The following is a 16,104-nucleotide window of genomic DNA, read 5'->3' on the forward strand; positions in this document are numbered from 1 at the left end:
AATGAATATTTTCAATCTACCTGATTTGGGTGAAGGCCTACCAGATGCTGAGATTCATGAATGGTTTGTTAAAGAAGGGGATACTGTAATCGCAGATCAACCATTGGTTTCTATGGAAACTGCAAAAGCTGTAGTTGATGTACCCTGTCCTCAGTCTGGAATTATTAGCAAATTATATGGTAAGCCTGGAGACGTAATTAAAACAGGTGAACCTTTGGTAGCTTTTAAATCAACAAGTGCTAAAACGGAAGACAAAGGAACAGTAGTCGGCAATTTAGAAGAAAGCAGTGAAGTCTTTGAAGATAATTTTACTGTCGGCATCCAACACGCAACTAAAAATCGTATCAAGGCAACCCCTGCAGTAAAGATGCTTGCTAAAAAACTTAATGTCGATTTATCTACAGTTAAAGGAACTGGAGAGTTCGGCATAATCACTCGCGATGATGTTCAGGCACAAGCAGACAAAAACTCAGAAGTACCTGCGGGTTTTGAGCCTCTGCGCGGGGTAAGACGAGCAATGCTCAATAGCATGACACAATCTCATGCAGAAGTAGTACCTGTAAGTATTTTTGATGAAGCCGATATCAGTACTTGGAAGCCTGGTACTGATATTACGATTCGCCTAATCCGGGCAATAGTCTACGCTGCTAAAAAAGAGCCTGCCCTGAATGCATGGTTTGATACAAAACATGGTGCGCGCCAGTGTTTTAATGAGGTGCATCTTGGTTTAGCGATGGATAATGAGGAAGGATTATTTGTGCCTGTTATTCATAACGCCGCGAAGCTTTCCGATGGTGATCTACGAAAAATAATCAATGAGTTTAAAGAATCTGTGAGCAAACGAGAAATTACTGCAGATAAATTGAAGGGAGCTACCATAACTCTTTCTAATTTTGGAAAATTTGCTGGCCGCTTTGCTAGTCCAATTATTGTTCCGCCGATGGTTGCTATCTTAGCCGTAGGCAGACTCTATCAGGGAGCTGTTGTCAATACTCAAGGAGCATTAGAAGCACATAATATACTTCCCTTATCATTAAGTTTTGACCATAGAGCTGTTACTGGAGGCGAAGCAACTCGCTTCTTAGGTGCTGTGATGGAGTCGTTGCAAAAGGAATAAGATAAAAGTTTCTCTCCCTTCAGGGAGAGGAATTAGTTCTTTTTACAATTCTACTTTCTTGAGCCAAAATGCTTCGATTTTCTGTGCTCCTATACTCACATACTTCGTGTATGCTCCGTTCCGGTGCTCTAAAATCGAAGCATTTTGGCTCAAGATAGCGAATTGTAAACTGACCTAATGTTATTGCTGCATTTTTTCTTGCATTTTACTTTTTATTTTTTCGGCTAACTTCATTTTGCATTGCTGCAATTGTTCTGGACTGAAATTTGTATTTGGTAATTGTTTCTTACCCATGGCTACAGGTAAAACACAGTCTTTGACTAATTCTTTACCTGCATTTTCCCCACCTTTAAAGTAACCATTTTGCATACAAGTGATTGCAATAGCTTTGCAGGGCCCTGATTCTGCCCAACCATATAATGAAACACTCATTAGTATGCTAACTATACCAATCTTTGCAAATAATTTATTCATTTTTATAATTCCTTTTGTTGAGGATGGCGATCCCATTTATTAAACAATTGCATCTAAAATATAGCACAGTCTTTATATTTTGCTTTTATGAGTAATTTAAAGTTTAAATTCAGTACATTGCATTAAGTAGGTGGTACCCGAATCAAGTTATTTTGGTACAGGAGTAAGACACACTCTCTCTATTTCCCGGGCTACAGTATCGCGTTTTAAAAGTACTGAATTAGCACGATCTGTTTGCGTCAAAGAGATTGCATAAGGACCTACAAAAAATGCGTCACTATGAATCACATTACTTCCCACTTTCATTGTATATCCAAAAGGAATTTCAAAGCTTGCAAAATCAAAATAGCCATCCGATCTGTCTATACCAAGAATTAAAGCACCACCGCATTTTGGTGACAAAGGTATAAACACATGTGGAAATGGATGGGTTTCAACAAACACCCCTCCACCGCCTCGAGGGTTTAATGCATATTCTTCAATATATTCTTGATCCCATATATATTCTACAAGAAATAAAGATTTTAATTCTTCATGCGCCACATCATCCAATTTGAAGGATTGATGCAATGCAATAAGTTCTGCGCCATATTTTTTCAGAAAAGATTTAGGTACAGCTAATGCATTCATTTTAGGAATATCAACAAAGCGTACATCTTTTGATATAGCTAGAACACCTAGATTACCAAAAACACTTGCATCACCGCCGCATTGTGCTTGTTCTTTACTTTTATCCAGCCATTTTGCCTCTAAAGTTAGCTCTCTTGGCACTACTTGCTTAATGTCTTTTGCATGAGGTAAATCTTTTTTTCTAATTCCCGTTGCAACTAACATGTTCACGGTTACACCTGTGTGCAAAATAGCATGAACCTTTTTAGACAGCATGAGAGGTCTTACTGGGCTATCAGGATTTCTCCTGTCGATCATTATGGATTGGAGTGCGTGATAATGCTTATATACTTCCTTGGTAGGAATTTTAGTAGAAATAAATAAAAAACAATGACCCATCGAAAAGCGAAGTGAGGCAACCGCGGATCCTCCTTTAGTAGCCTCATCACTCGATGCATCCATACTTAGTATCTCCATCTTCTTATCATTTGGTGAGTGCATAAGAATAAAACCAAGTCTATTAGTACTATTTTAATACATTTAAATAAACTTGTGATTAGAAACTTAGATTTAAGGCTCCTATACCTGACCTAAAGAAGAGGTTTGACAAAAAATATTTTTTTTGATAAAATTTTTTATATTTTGCTTTAAAATTTAACTAAATGCGATCTGTTCTCTTCGTCTGGATGATAGAAGGACTGGTTTTCTTACCAAGTTTTAATGATTAAACGGGTTGGTCGCTGAGGTAAAGAACGAGTTATTTGTATCTTTAGTTCAGCGGACAATTACACCTCTCTTTTTGCCTCAAGAAAAAACTTTATAAAGTAAATTAGGGTTTCACTTAACTCGAGGTAATCTAATGAAAAATCGTTTTGAAATTAATTTCAATCGATCAAAATTTTTGCAAGAGCAAACAAAAAATATCTTTCAAGAATATCAAACACATGTGATTGATTTGGAAAAGATTACTCAACCTTCTCAGGAAAAATCGGGTTTTCCTCTTATTGTGAATGATACACCAACAGACTTAGCCTTCATCAAAATTAGACCTGAAAGTATATGCATATAATCGTCATTGACCTATCAGGGAAGATGAATGCAATCAAGGAAAATATAGTAAATAATCCACTTGAATTTCAAACGTTCATTGCGCATAGAAATCGTGCTGGTGATCATGTGATCATTGTTAAAAACGAAAATGCCATTAATGATGCAGATTTAATCGATATTATCAGTAAGGATCTAAACAATTTATCCGAGCAGCATCAAATAAAGCTGGCGAATCAATACGTGCGCATCTATAGTCCATGGAATGATCCGGGTCAAGGATATTATTTCCCCATGTATCTGGAATCAGATCCTGATTCTGAAATTGACGTACCATTTGAATATATGGATATAAAGAATATAAACAATCCTAATTATTGGAGTATTCAGGATCAATTCTATACGACGTATGATTCATCTTCAGCTATCATACAAAAAAAACTAGTACAGTGTATTTCATATAGAAAGTTAAGAGAACATTGGAATAATTATGTTGTAAATGGAGAAACGCTATTTCGTTCATCAGAAAGATATCATCTATATGATCAGCGGTTTAGTGAGTTATCTCATATAATCAGCAACAGTGATGAATGCCTTTCTGATAAAGAGCTAATGACTTCAATCAAAACATTTCACAGTCGATGGGGCAATAACATTGCCATGAAAAATTCATCTATGGCGGCTCAAATGTATGTAGACATTGAAAACCAATACCATCTCAATCATTTAGAAGAAACTTATTTATACTTTAGAAGTGAGATAAAGCACCACAACCGTCAATTACTCTTATCTTACATAGGAACATTTGCAACCGAATATTATAAAAAATACGGTAAGCAATTAAAACTAGTGCAGTGTGTGCCCATTGATTTCGATTTTCATGAATTAAAATCTATTCTCAATTCCAATGTAAAAACAGTTAGTGTTCATGAAGAGAATGAGGTGTCTCAATTTACTAGCAGAGATCATTATATTCTAGTTTACGAAAGTGTAGCTGAAGCCTCTATGATGTTTGAAAAAATCCAAAAACTTGGATTATTACCGACTCCGCATAAAATGTATCATCGAATCAACCAATTCACTGATGATTCTTCTCTAATACCAGTAGTAGATAGACATGGGAAAAGTATATATAGGCGGGAACAGCCGCCAGAATTTGCTTCCTTGGAAGAGCTGATAAATTGTACAGTTTACCAAAAATACAAAAAACTTGCCGGGATAAACAATCCCGAGTTGCCGTTTTTACCGATCCATGTCAATGCAATTACCAGTATGCTTGAAGCTTTGAATAATCATATTAAAAATCAATCAGTAGCTTCCCATAGACGGGAACTATTAAAACACAGTTATCAGTTTATTTTTGAGTATATGATGTTTGCCACATTATATTTCAAGGATCATCGCAGATGGGTTAATACTTATGAATGGTTGATGGAAGAACTAAATTTTATTCTCGCTGTACTGGAACCTTATGGAATGGATGATTTCCAGTTTATTATGCGTGACAACATGAAACACTGTCACTCTGATCCTGCTCTTTTACGCCCTATTGATCATAATGAAATGACCTATCACTTCGGATTGTATAACTCGGGAATGCGAGCATGCTTTGAGGCCGTGTCAGCAGCGAGACAAACTTGCAAATCAAGTACTCCAAGCATAGTTTATTTGGATAACATATATTATGAAACCGCTGAAGCATTGACATTATTTCATGCTGAAAAATGTTCCTATCGTGCTCAAGGTAAAATCAATAATCCAGACGCTGATATTTATGTTATGAATATGGAGGCTTCTCTTGCTCTAAGTGAAGAAAATATTTATTCCGTTGATGTGAATCATTTCATAGATGAACTATTTTTAAAAAGAACTAATAAATTGCCTGTAACTTTGATTCTTGATTCAACCTTGGTCGATATTGGTGGTCAGAAAGTTACAAACATATTGTTACAACATCAGAATAAAATCATGGATGGATCACTCAATTTAGTATTCGTGCATAGCCTACAAAAATATGGCCTGCTGGGTTCAGATAAAGTTGAAGCAGGTATGGTTTGGTCAATCAATAATCCACAATTTTTTTCAAATTATAATACCTTGATTTCAAGTGCTGAACGTCAAAATCATTATTTTGATAGGCAGTTAGTTTGTCATATTGCGAAACATGCTTTTCAACCACTTAAACAGGCGATGTTAACCAGTTTTAAAAATGGTAAAATCATTCGCAACATTTTGCGACATAATCAACATAGTTATGCAATTGACGAATTAAAGGACTCACCATTTTATTTCAGTAAAACTTCTGTACCTAATACTAGTCCCTATCGATATTTCTTATGTAGAAGCAGTTTTGGATTTCCACATTCGGTAGCAACAAGAATCTCAAATACACCTGGAACGACTTTTTTTTATGACCGCATTGCAGCAGGAATGGAAGGTGAATCAAAGCTTAACTTGCTAACCACCATGGCTGATTATCCTCATAAAGGTAGAGCTGCATTAATCGAGTTCATAAATTTACTCTGTATTTCCGAAAAATATGCGAATACGGATTCGTTTGCTCATTTATTAGAGAAAGTTGTCAACGTAATTAGTGAACCGCGATTTCGTAACCTTTTGTGCGAGCAATATTGTAAGGTAATCGCATGCATTAACGGTATTATTGAATATGATAATACTGTGGATAGTTTACCGCATAAAATTCATTTGTTTCACTTATTAAACATTGTATTACGTCTTCATGCAGTTCCACTTCCTCCTGAAATATATAACAAACTGCACAGTGAAATGAATCGAATTAAAACGCTAACGATAGATAAAATGAGTGATAAATTATTTTCTCTTTCATCGTTACCTTTATCAAGATTCATTCATGTTAGCAAAAATAAAATAGATATTGAGATATCCTATTTAGAAGGATTACAACAAATACTAACTTTATATGTAAATAAGCAGAACCAAATGATCATACGTTCTGCTTTACAGGCAATTGATGATTATCTTTTAACGCAAAACCATGCCAAATTCCAGGAACTACCAAAAAAAATGGATCTTGTATTCAAAATCTGCGATTCGATAAACGCTATCTGTACAGAAAAGCACTTATATGATGATTTGAAAAAGAGATTATCCACAATAAAGCGATCCAGTATGGATAATCGGAATCAACCCCTGATTATTGTGGAAAATTCATGCCACAATGCAAATCGTTCAGTGCATGTTTTTTTTGACACGCTTACCGATACCATGGACTTTGTCAAAATGGCGGGTATTGATAATGGCAAGATGAAACTTGTAGATCTCATTGATGCAGAGCGTAGATATTCAAAAGATCCCTTGATTGCAAGTATGTATTCTCGTTATGTGATCAATATATCAATAGAAAAATATGTAGACTTGCTTTTACACGATACGAATCAACCTCAGGAAAAGCGAATTCTGCCAATACATAATTCAAAGAAAATACTTACACATTGCCAGGAAGCAAAACAGTATTACCAAAATACGATGGCGCGTGATGTGGCGTCAGAGCAAACGGTTAATACCTATCTTGGTGCATGAACGAACATCTCAAACTGGATTCCGCTGCGCTGCCCAAGCTTCAATTATCCTTGGGCGATTTTATTGAGTAATGTTGCCAGCCTGCATCCTGCATACACAACCTGTTTTTGAACTAATAGCTGCGCATTTTCTTGATATTTATCACTAGGGGTTTCATTAGGATTCATCTGATAAACATTTTTTATGGCCAACTTATGGGACATTTTTGCCCATTTAGCAGGTTTTAATTCTGTACCAATCATCGAGCAGGGTATTTTTTGTTCCAATTGCTGTGCTGTATTTTTTATTCGAGCCTCATCAAACTGTCCAAGAAAAAAGCCCCCTCCATTATCCCAGTACTGATGCAAATTACTGCCTACTGGATTTTTCCCTAACACGAATAAATTGCCCCCTAAATCGCCCTTAGGATGTTGCGCACTGACTCGAGTTATCGCGTGTAATGGTTGGTGAATATCACCTGTAATATGAATTAACATGCGTAATGCAAGTTTTTTATCTGCTGGGTTCGTCTTTTTAGAAGAAAGTACGGCGGTTGCTTGTTTTATTGTTCTTATTGCATTGGTACTTTCAACTGGAGGCAGGTGCGTTCCATCACTGGAAAAAGGAATATCGATATAATGCATAACATCATACCAATATACTTCCCTCCATCTAATTTCATCCATCCAGGTTGAAGAGCTAACAAAACTTGAATTGGGTGTGTTATGTGTGCGTGAACGTAGGTATTTATAACACATGGCTTTGGCTTTTGGCGATAAATTATCGTAGGCTATTTGTGCCACCACCTTGTGGCCTGCTGCATTCCAAGCATAGCTGTTTACAGTCACCAAGCAAAAAACAAGTATATACCCGGCTATATAAATAATTCGTGACATCATTTAACCCAAATAAGGAGACCACGCAGGCTCTTGTACATCTCCTTCACGTGCTGGAAGTCTCATTCGTATTCTACCGTCGAGAGAAACGATACCTAATACACCTTTATCCTCATTGTGGGTCGCATAAAGAATTAAACGACCATTTGGCGCAACGGATGGAGACTCATCACGTCCAGAAAAAGTTAGACTGACGATTGGCCCACCACTTGCACTTTGCAATCCTATATTAAATTGCTTGTCATCTCGATGCAACATAATGATATTTTTCATATCCGGCGTATAGGAAGCACGTGCATTATAATTACCTTCAAAAGTGACACGGCTCACTTGTCCATTGGCTAAAGAGAGGCGATATATTTGTGGTGACCCCCCTCTTCCTGAAGTAAATAATAAACTTTTACCATCCGGAGCATAGCGTGGTTCAGTATCAATAGCATCACCAAAAGTCAATTGCTTCATGGTGCCAGTACTGATGTCTACGCGGTAAATTTTGGGTGTGCCACTTTTAGATAAAACCACAGCCAACTCTCTTCCGTCAGGAGACCATGCTGGGGCCCCGTTAATTCCAGGGAAACTGGTAATTAAGCGTCTTTGACCTGTCTCAACCGAAACGGTAAATATTTGTGCTCTTTTTTTCTCGAAAGAGACATAAGAAATGCTTTTACCATCTGGAGCCCAAGCTGGAGACATGATAGGCTCGGTAGAAATCAATAAGCTTTGTGGATTATGTCCATCTGCATCAGCAACCTCAAGTGAATAACGAGTGCTCTTTAGAGTTCTTTGAACAGAAATATAGGCAATACGAGTGGAAAAAACGCCTCTCTCTCCTGTTAATTTTTGGTATATCTCATCACTGATATGATGTGCTAATGGTCTGACTTGATTCGCATTAATTTGAAACGTTTTTGTCAATAGAGTCGCCCCATTCGCTACAGCATCAGTTAAGGTAAAGCTCACTTCATAATGATTTCCTGCCCTAATGACATGCCCCGTTACAACACTATCTGCCCCCAATTGCTTGAGCGTGCTTACTGCCGCTTGCGCATTGGGACCTTGTGGACCAGAAACAATACGAAATTGTCCTGAGAAATTTAAATCACCTTCAATAACTTGTCCGATTTCTTGAGCGGCACCATCTGAACCGAAAGAATTAATCGCAATAGGCAAAGCTGAATTAATCCCTTGGGTTAACTCTAAATCAAGAGCAAAAATTTGCTGTGTAAAAAGCAATAAAAAAAGTGTAATAATTCGATTAATCACGAGTTTTACCCCCTCACTTGTTCTGGTCGAACGGTTAAACTTATATCACGAAACAGATTAAATGTTTCTGCATCTGCAGGCACAGGCAGTGGCGATGCTTTATAAATAGCTGTTTGTGCTGAGCGGTCAAGCAATGGGTCACCACTGCTGCGAGTTAAAGTAACTTCTAATACCATTCCATCAGGAGCAAGACGTATTCTGAACTGACTCGATAAGCTACTATCAACATTTTCAGGCAATATCCAGTTTCTACCAATGGCATTTACAATGAGCGCTTTATATTTATCAACTTCACCAGCGATACGTGCCTGCTTTTCAGCATTCTTTGCTGCTTGTGCTTGTTTTGCGGCAGCTTCTGCCTCCGCTTGTTTTTTTCTTTCCGCTTCTGCTTTTGCAAGCTCGGCTTTTTCTTTTTCAGCTTGGGCCTTTTCCGCCATTTTTTTCTTATTTAAATCAGCAAGTTTTTTAACCTCCAATTGCTGTTGCTTTACCAACTCTTCTTTTTGTTTTTTTAAATCTTCAATACGTTTCGCTTCCAATGCTTTTTGCTCTTCAAGCTTCTTTAAGCGTTTTTTCTCTTCTTCAGCTTGCTTTTTACGAGCAATAGCAATCTTATTCGCCTCTTCTTTAAGTCGAGCAAGTTGTTGCTGTTCTTTTATTCTCTGCTGTTTTGCAACTTCTGCCTGCCGTTTGAGTTCGTTTTGTCGGTTAATTTCAGCTTTTTTTTGTTGTTCCCGTTCCTGTTTTAAGCGATTTACTGTTTCCATAACTTGCTTATTATCGACGCTTACTGCTTTCACCACTTCAGTTTGAGGTGTAACGGCAATAGGTTGCTCTACTCCAGGTGTATTTTTAGTTTCCGCGGTTAAAACAGGCCTCTGACTTGAGTTATCTGTTAAAAGCATCACGATTAAAAAAAGATGTAAGCCAAGTGCGGCAAAAAAAGCTTTACGATAACTGGGATTATTTATCATGCTTGCCCCTCTGATATTTCTTGGGATGAATCAGTCAATAATCCTACCTGCTCTGCTCCTGCTTGCTTGAGCAATGCCATTGCCTGAACAACTTTACCATATGCAACCCCCTGGTCTCCCTTAACTAAAACATTAAGTTTTTGGTTTGATTGTTGTGCCAACTCCAACTCTGCAGCAACACGAACAACTAAAGCTTGGGATTCTATAGGCTCTGCAGGAGTACTGCTAATATTAAGAAAATAAGTGCCTTGCTGGTTCACTGACACAATAATGGGTTCTCTATCTGTAGGTGCCAAAGTTTGGCTTGCAGCTTTAGGCAAGTCCACAGTTACTCCTTGGCTCAACATAGGTGCTGTAATCATAAAAATTACAAGTAAAACCAACATCACATCAATATATGGTACAACATTAATTTCTGATATGGGACGCTCACGCTTGGATTTTGCTCTGATCATTTCAAATTTTACCCTCTTACAGTATCACTGTTTTGTTGTTCTATAAGCGATATTAATTCTTCCTGAAATAAATCAAATCGATTTAATAAATCATTAGCACGTGTTGTATATCGGTTATATGCAATAACCGCTGGTATCGCAGTAAATAAACCCAAAGCAGTAGCTACCAACGCTTCAGAAATACCTGGAGCTACCATAGCAATTGTTGCTTGTTGGGCATGCCCTAATGCCTGAAAGGAGGTCATTATACCCCAAACGGTACCAAATAATCCTACATAAGGTGCAATAGAACCTACAGAAGCAAAAAAAGGCAAATGTTTTTCCAGTTTCTCTGCTTCTTTTGTATGAGTAATTTGCATTACTCGTTGTATCGGTTCAATAACTACATTACCTTGTTTTCTGGCCCGTACAAACTCCTTAAAGCCCGCATGAAAAATAGCTGCCATACCTTGTCGTTCATCCGAATTACTATCGATATCGGCATAAAGTCTACTTAAATCACCACTATCCCAGAATCTTTGATTAAAAGCATCTGTAAGCTGTTTTTTACGGTTAAAAAACCAGGCTCGTTGAAATATTAATGTCCAAGAAGTAATGGATGCAGCAGCGAGTAATATCATAACCGATTTAACAACCATACCTGCTTGCATAAAATACATTAATACATTTGCTTGATTACCCATCTATATATCTCCAGTACCATTTTCGTGCTGTGGTTTTACTACACAAATTACAATAACAATTCTTTTATTCAATGTGGAAATCGTTTTGGCTTCAAATTACTATCCACGCATACCACTTGAATTTTGGCTTCACAAATTATTTTTTCCTGCTCATTTTGCATACTCTGATCAAATAAAAAACTACAAGCCCCTAAGTGCTGTACTTGAGTTTTAATTGTTAGTAAATCATCCAATCGAGCGGGTGCTTTATAACGAAGATGCGCATCATATATTGCAAAAAGGGTATCCTGCTTCATCAAATCCGAGAGAATCAAATTATTTTGCCTTAACATTTCTGTGCGCGCGCGCTCAAAATAACAAAGATAATTCGCATGATAAACAATTCCCATATAATCTACGTCTTCAGCGTAAACACGAAAAGAGTGTTGATGCGTGATTGTGGCATCCATTGATTAATCCTGCTCTACTGTATTTAAACCAAAATGCTGATACGCTCTTGGTGTGGCTATTCTACCTCTTGGCGTGCGCATAAGGAATCCTTGTTGTATTAAAAATGGCTCCAAAACATCTTCAATTGTACCTTTTTCCTCACCAATTGCTGCCGCAATGCTATCAACACCTACCGGCCCCCCGTTAAATTGCTCAATTACTGCTAACAACAATTTTCTATCCATGAGATCAAATCCATGTTGATCTACATCTAACATTTCCAAAGCTTTTTGTGCAATATCAACACTTATAATTCCGCTACCCTTAACTTCGGCGTAATCTCGAACACGTCGTAGTAAACGATTTGCAATACGTGGCGTTCCTCTTGATCGTAATGCGATTTCTCGTGCTCCCTCGGGTTTGGTTTTTACATTGAGCAATAGTGCCGAACGGGCAACAATTTGTGTTAATGAATCAACAGAGTAATATTCCAGACGTTGTACAATACCAAATCGATCCCTAAGGGGTGAAGTAAGCAATCCAGCTCGTGTCGTTGCGCCAATTAGAGTAAAAGGAGGCAATTCCAGTTTAATAGAACGCGCAGCCGGCCCTTCACCGATCATAATATCCAACTTATAATCTTCCATTGCTGGATAGAGTATTTCCTCAATTACAGGACTAAGCCTATGAATTTCATCAATAAATAGAACGTCATTTGCTTGCAAGTTAGTAAGTATCGCTGCAATATCCCCTGCTCTCTCAATCACTGGACCCGAGGTTTGACGCAGATTAACACCCATTTCATGAGCAATAATATTAGCTAAAGTAGTTTTACCAAGACCAGGTGGACCAAAGATTAAGACATGATCCAGAGCATCGCTTCGCTTTTTTGCTGCATCGATAAAAATTTGCATCTGCGAGCTCACTGCATCCTGCCCTATATATTCACTAAGTCTTAGAGGTCTAATAGCGCGATCGATAGCCTCTTCTGCGGTAGTACTTTGAGTACTGATTAAGCGGTCACTTTCCAGCATAAAGTTCTTTTAACAGTTCAGATGAATGTAGCATTTTATCATATGTTTTTTGAATAGCAGCTTATTTGTTAACAGATATTTATAAGCTGCAGAAAAGTAATGTCCCATTAGGCCCGGATTAAAGTTTTACCCTCACCCGGGCCCTTATTCACCAAGCTTAATATAGAAAATCATACCTAAACTAATTGAGGATACAATCCTTCTTTTTGCTGGAATTCATCATGGCCAGATACGATAGATGGAGATTCTTCAGGAGACGATACAGCAGGTTTAAAGAATAATATTAAATTTTTTTCTCGTTCAAACTCTTCCTCAACTGGAGTGAACGATTTAAATTCATCAATGCAATTGAAAAAGCGAACTGTTGCGCATATTGCCGCCATACAAGAAACCGATAATACAGCAAGCGCAAAAAAAGGATTAAACGCTACTAATGGGGCAGCCATAAGAACACAATATGAGAAGAATGTACTTGAGAGTGCGGCCCAGAATAATAATTCCAATGAAGTAAGAATATTCTCAAGAACGATCCCCGTTTTTCTTAACGACCGTATTTCTTCAATTTCTTTTAAAACTTCTTTAGCATTTAGCGCTCCATTTTTTATATTCTCAAGACCTAGTACAAGAAGTTCATAGAGTTTAATGGATTCCTTTTCTAATTCATCATCAAGCGCGTCAATATATAACGTGTGATAATAAGCTTTAAGCGCTTTTAATTGTCTTTCAATTTCTGCATTGAGCTCCACTCCTTGAAACAATGTATCGATTTTTTTATCGCATTCCTTTAAACGTTTTTCCATTACACTCGACATAATTCATCCCTAAATTTAATAAAAGAAAAATGGCATTTATATTGATCAGTAAATAATCAAGGTCGTTTTATAACATAATTGAAAAAACAGTTAAAGTTAAGATAACTTACCCTTAGAGTTAATTTAATCCAGTGCTTTCGCAATATGATAAAAAAAATCAAAAAATGTCCATTTAAACAAATTGACCGATTGATTCAATTACTAATTTTCGAGCCCTGAAAATACGAGATCGGACTGTTCCAACTGGGCAATCCATTTTTTTTGCAATATCCTCATACGATTGACCATCTAGGATATACATTCCGTAACAAAGACGTAACTCATCGGATAAAGTAGAAAGAATTGTCTCCAGTTGCTCACCAAACTCCATATTAATCAATAGATATTCTGGAGACAGCTGCACTGAAGGATAATAATTATCAGCATATTCTGCTTCCATATCCATACGTAAATTAGCTGCACGATAATGATTTTTAATGGTATTTTGTGTAATTCGATACAACCAAGTGGAAAATTGACTTTTCTCTTTAAAATAATGTAAATAGCGATAAACTTTAATTAATACTTCTTGTGCCAGATCACTAACATTGGCCCTATCTTGAATATGTAAGTAAATAATTTGCTGTATTTTATTGTTATACCGTGACAACAACAGATTATAAGCTTCCATGTCTCCTTGTCTCGCTAGATTAATCAAGTCCTCATCACTATAAGAAGTTTCTTTATTCATCACTTCCTCATAATTCCATTATAAGAATGACTGGTCTTTTGTTGCGCTATATGTGTAATTATATACTACTTTGGCTTATTTTGAGATGTAATAACCGTAATTGATAGTTTGTGATCTGATCAAGAAATAAAACAATACGCTTTTTTTGATTTGAATTCGCAAATTCAATAAGTTGAAAAAAAGGATTGTGAATAAGAATAACGGCTTGAGTATAAGTCTGCTTCTCATCCTGATGTATTTCCAAAACCCACGCATTGCCTATAAATTGAATTTTTTTAATCGATGAGCATGGACTCTGATTAGCCCAATCAACTTTCAGCAAGATAAAAATAAAGCCAAGTAAAATGAGTTTGATAAAAAGAGCTATCGATGAATAAAGAATCAAAATGACGGTAATGAGGTAAGTCACTAAAATCAAACGCAAATAAGTCTTTGATTTTCCTGGCTCAATTACTATTTCGGATAATGGTGACAATTTTTTTTAACTCTTTATCTTGAGGATCTTCATGGCCCATTAACCAAGCGTACAACTCTGGATCAGTGCAACTTAATAGTGAATTAAAAGCCTCAAGTTCTTTTGTAGACAAATGCACAAGGTGATGCTCAAGAAAACGTTGCAAAATAAGATCCAATTCGAGCATTCCTCGGCGGCAATGCCATGCAAGTCTTGCTTTTTCCTTGGTGTCCAAATCCAACATAGGTAAATCTCTTGATGATCAGCTTACGGGCACCATAATACACTACTGTCTTTGTAAACGGAAATCATTAAGCACTAGGGTCTATTTCCATTTCGATAGATTGAGTCAAAATGACCAGATTATCAAGCACCGAAGCGCAGCATACATGGAGTATGTGAGCATCGGAGCGCAGAAAATCAGATCATTTTGACCAAGATAGTAGAAATGGAAACAGCCCTACTATGGCGAGCTTAAAAAATCAGATAAACTCTGTAATATTTCAATTCACGGTTACCTCAAATAGAGAGTAATCGTTTTTCAGGCTTAAAATAATGAGTACAACTTTTACACATTTAATCAATGACAGAACTTTAACGACCTTCAAAACATTAGAAGAGGAATTAGTCCTTATACCTCAAAAAAATTATTTATTTGATTTATCTTATCTTGCAGTTATTGATGTTGAGGGTAATAAAGCCATTGATTTTCTTCAGGGGCAATTAACTTGCGACTTAAACTCCATATCTGACATACAAATGATAGAAGGTGCTCAGTGTAATCTTAAAGGACGAGTTCTCACTTTAATGGATATTATTAGCTGGCAAGGGGTTAAGTTAGTACTGCCCCAAGATTTACAAGAAAGTACAATTAATTCATTAAGCAAGTATGCATTACTGTCTCGCGTTGTACTCAAAAAAAACACCCGTTTTCATATTTTTGGATTTTATTTACAAAATCATGAAGATATTATTCCTGATACAGAATTTTTTCCTAATTCACTTTATGCACAAACATATACCGACCATTCTTGTTTATATCATTTAGGTAATGGATTTTATGTTTTTCTAGTCCTGAGTGACCATGCACACTCGATTCAAGAGCGCTTTATGAAAAATGACCAATTCCTTGGTTCCTTAACCTGGCACACTTTAAGATTATTCCAACAACAAATAGAAATTTATCCGGAATCTCGAGGCTTATTTTTACCTCATAGACTTGGTTTACAACAAACCCCTTACATTAGTTTCAATAAAGGATGCTATAAAGGTCAAGAAATTATTGCTCGAATGCACTATAAAGCGACGATAAAACATCAATTGAAAATTTATGAAATTGCAACGGAGCAAAAAATTTATTCCGGACAAAAATTATTAAATAAACCTGAAGGGTCAGAAGTTGGTGAATTAGTTGATTTTTCTATTCTGAGATCTGGACAGTATTTGATTGCTGTAAGTATATTGAAAGAAGCGGAGCAAACAGTTTTTTTTGAAGGGCATAATCAATTAGTAGAGTTAGCCGATCCATCAGTTAGATTTTCAAATCCACTCACTTAATAAAGCACTCTTGTATTTGCAAATTTAAGT

17 protein-coding genes are annotated in these 16,104 nt (G+C 36.7%); 4 read left to right on the forward strand and 13 right to left on the reverse strand.

Going from position 1 to position 16,104, the window contains the following annotated elements; translation table 11 throughout:
* Window position 1: 1 nt before the first annotated feature.
* Complete coding sequence (locus Lani_RS08685; RefSeq protein WP_019232426.1) at window positions 2-1,117, forward strand: dihydrolipoamide acetyltransferase family protein; 1,116 nt, start codon at window positions 2-4, stop codon at window positions 1,115-1,117.
* Between the two features lie 180 nt (window positions 1,118-1,297).
* Here the strand turns inward: Lani_RS08685 and Lani_RS08690 are convergent, their stop codons facing one another.
* Window positions 1,298-1,591: a hypothetical protein gene (locus tag Lani_RS08690; RefSeq protein ID WP_019232427.1), complete on the reverse strand. Its 294-nt coding sequence runs from the start codon at window positions 1,589-1,591 to the stop codon at window positions 1,298-1,300.
* A gap of 147 nt (window positions 1,592-1,738) precedes the next feature.
* A complete protein-coding gene (locus Lani_RS08695; RefSeq protein ID WP_019232428.1) occupies window positions 1,739-2,662 on the reverse strand; it encodes a hypothetical protein in 924 nt (307 codons plus the stop codon).
* Between the two features lie 397 nt (window positions 2,663-3,059).
* Between Lani_RS08695 and Lani_RS08700 the strand changes: the two genes are divergently transcribed.
* Window positions 3,060-3,269: a hypothetical protein gene (locus tag Lani_RS08700; protein WP_019232429.1), complete on the forward strand. Its 210-nt coding sequence runs from the start codon at window positions 3,060-3,062 to the stop codon at window positions 3,267-3,269.
* Between the two features lie 23 nt (window positions 3,270-3,292).
* A complete protein-coding gene (locus tag Lani_RS08705; protein ID WP_019232430.1) occupies window positions 3,293-6,808 on the forward strand; it encodes a hypothetical protein in 3,516 nt (1,171 codons plus the stop codon).
* A gap of 44 nt (window positions 6,809-6,852) precedes the next feature.
* Here the strand turns inward: Lani_RS08705 and Lani_RS08710 are convergent, their stop codons facing one another.
* The 11 genes from Lani_RS08710 to Lani_RS08760 form a co-directional block, all read right to left on the reverse strand.
* Window positions 6,853-7,686, reverse strand: coding sequence for a S1/P1 nuclease (locus Lani_RS08710; protein ID WP_019232431.1), 834 nt, complete (start codon window positions 7,684-7,686; stop codon window positions 6,853-6,855).
* Window positions 7,687-8,946: a Tol-Pal system beta propeller repeat protein TolB gene (gene tolB / locus Lani_RS08715; protein WP_019232432.1), complete on the reverse strand. Its 1,260-nt coding sequence runs from the start codon at window positions 8,944-8,946 to the stop codon at window positions 7,687-7,689.
* Window positions 8,947-8,951: 5 nt separating this feature from the next.
* Complete coding sequence (tolA, locus tag Lani_RS08720; protein WP_019232433.1) at window positions 8,952-9,920, reverse strand: cell envelope integrity protein TolA; 969 nt, start codon at window positions 9,918-9,920, stop codon at window positions 8,952-8,954.
* Complete coding sequence (gene tolR / locus Lani_RS08725; protein WP_019232434.1) at window positions 9,917-10,375, reverse strand: protein TolR; 459 nt, start codon at window positions 10,373-10,375, stop codon at window positions 9,917-9,919. The genes tolA and tolR overlap by 4 nt, the downstream gene beginning before the upstream one ends.
* Before the next feature lie 8 nt (window positions 10,376-10,383).
* Window positions 10,384-11,058, reverse strand: a complete 675-nt coding sequence (tolQ, locus tag Lani_RS08730) for a protein TolQ (RefSeq protein WP_019232435.1) — start codon at window positions 11,056-11,058, stop codon at window positions 10,384-10,386.
* Between the two features lie 68 nt (window positions 11,059-11,126).
* Window positions 11,127-11,507 (reverse strand): YbgC/FadM family acyl-CoA thioesterase, encoded by a 381-nt coding sequence (locus Lani_RS08735; protein WP_019232436.1) that lies wholly within the window; start codon window positions 11,505-11,507, stop codon window positions 11,127-11,129.
* Between the two features lie 3 nt (window positions 11,508-11,510).
* Complete coding sequence (gene ruvB, locus Lani_RS08740) at window positions 11,511-12,521, reverse strand: Holliday junction branch migration DNA helicase RuvB (protein WP_019232437.1); 1,011 nt, start codon at window positions 12,519-12,521, stop codon at window positions 11,511-11,513.
* 176 nt (window positions 12,522-12,697) lie between these two features.
* Window positions 12,698-13,333 carry a DUF5638 domain-containing protein gene (locus Lani_RS08745; RefSeq protein ID WP_019232438.1) on the reverse strand — a complete coding sequence of 212 codons (636 nt, stop codon included), beginning with the start codon at window positions 13,331-13,333 and terminating at the stop codon, window positions 12,698-12,700.
* A 172-nt stretch (window positions 13,334-13,505) separates the two neighbouring features.
* The gene (locus Lani_RS08750; RefSeq protein WP_019232439.1) at window positions 13,506-14,063 is read right to left on the reverse strand and encodes a sigma-70 family RNA polymerase sigma factor; all 558 of its coding nucleotides are present in this window, start codon (window positions 14,061-14,063) and stop codon (window positions 13,506-13,508) included.
* A 58-nt stretch (window positions 14,064-14,121) separates the two neighbouring features.
* On the reverse strand, window positions 14,122-14,538 hold the full coding sequence (locus tag Lani_RS08755) for a hypothetical protein (protein ID WP_019232440.1): 417 nt from the start codon (window positions 14,536-14,538) through the stop codon (window positions 14,122-14,124).
* Window positions 14,510-14,761, reverse strand: coding sequence for an FAD assembly factor SdhE (locus tag Lani_RS08760; RefSeq protein WP_019232441.1), 252 nt, complete (start codon window positions 14,759-14,761; stop codon window positions 14,510-14,512). The genes Lani_RS08755 and Lani_RS08760 overlap by 29 nt, the downstream gene beginning before the upstream one ends.
* 311 nt (window positions 14,762-15,072) lie before the next feature.
* Here Lani_RS08760 and ygfZ point away from each other — a divergent pair, with 311 nt between their 5' ends.
* Window positions 15,073-16,074 (forward strand): CAF17-like 4Fe-4S cluster assembly/insertion protein YgfZ, encoded by a 1,002-nt coding sequence (ygfZ, locus tag Lani_RS08765; protein WP_019232442.1) that lies wholly within the window; start codon window positions 15,073-15,075, stop codon window positions 16,072-16,074.
* Window positions 16,075-16,104: the final 30 nt, after the last annotated feature.

It is taken from the genome of Legionella anisa (assembly GCF_001467525.1).
In the GTDB taxonomy this organism is placed as follows: domain Bacteria; phylum Pseudomonadota; class Gammaproteobacteria; order Legionellales; family Legionellaceae; genus Legionella; species Legionella anisa.

What these genes read in the sequence shown, in the direction of transcription:
- Lani_RS08695 (WP_019232428.1), bottom strand. Translation starts at nt 2,662, where the DNA reads ATGGATGCATCGAGTGATGAGGCTACTAAAGGAGGATCCGCGGTTGCC.
- tolR (WP_019232434.1), bottom strand. Translation starts at nt 10,375, where the DNA reads ATGATCAGAGCAAAATCCAAGCGTGAGCGTCCCATATCAGAAATTAAT.
- ygfZ (WP_019232442.1), top strand. Translation starts at nt 15,073, where the DNA reads ATGAGTACAACTTTTACACATTTAATCAATGACAGAACTTTAACGACC.
- Lani_RS08710 (WP_019232431.1), bottom strand. Translation starts at nt 7,686, where the DNA reads ATGATGTCACGAATTATTTATATAGCCGGGTATATACTTGTTTTTTGC.
- Lani_RS08735 (WP_019232436.1), bottom strand. Translation starts at nt 11,507, where the DNA reads ATGGATGCCACAATCACGCATCAACACTCTTTTCGTGTTTACGCTGAA.
- Lani_RS08745 (WP_019232438.1), bottom strand. Translation starts at nt 13,333, where the DNA reads ATGTCGAGTGTAATGGAAAAACGTTTAAAGGAATGCGATAAAAAAATC.
- Lani_RS08705 (WP_019232430.1), top strand. Translation starts at nt 3,293, where the DNA reads ATGAATGCAATCAAGGAAAATATAGTAAATAATCCACTTGAATTTCAA.
- Lani_RS08760 (WP_019232441.1), bottom strand. Translation starts at nt 14,761, where the DNA reads ATGTTGGATTTGGACACCAAGGAAAAAGCAAGACTTGCATGGCATTGC.
- Lani_RS08685 (WP_019232426.1), top strand. Translation starts at nt 2, where the DNA reads ATGAATATTTTCAATCTACCTGATTTGGGTGAAGGCCTACCAGATGCT.
- tolA (WP_019232433.1), bottom strand. Translation starts at nt 9,920, where the DNA reads ATGATAAATAATCCCAGTTATCGTAAAGCTTTTTTTGCCGCACTTGGC.
- Lani_RS08700 (WP_019232429.1), top strand. Translation starts at nt 3,060, where the DNA reads ATGAAAAATCGTTTTGAAATTAATTTCAATCGATCAAAATTTTTGCAA.
- ruvB (WP_019232437.1), bottom strand. Translation starts at nt 12,521, where the DNA reads ATGCTGGAAAGTGACCGCTTAATCAGTACTCAAAGTACTACCGCAGAA.
- Lani_RS08690 (WP_019232427.1), bottom strand. Translation starts at nt 1,591, where the DNA reads ATGAATAAATTATTTGCAAAGATTGGTATAGTTAGCATACTAATGAGT.
- Lani_RS08750 (WP_019232439.1), bottom strand. Translation starts at nt 14,063, where the DNA reads ATGAATAAAGAAACTTCTTATAGTGATGAGGACTTGATTAATCTAGCG.
- tolQ (WP_019232435.1), bottom strand. Translation starts at nt 11,058, where the DNA reads ATGGGTAATCAAGCAAATGTATTAATGTATTTTATGCAAGCAGGTATG.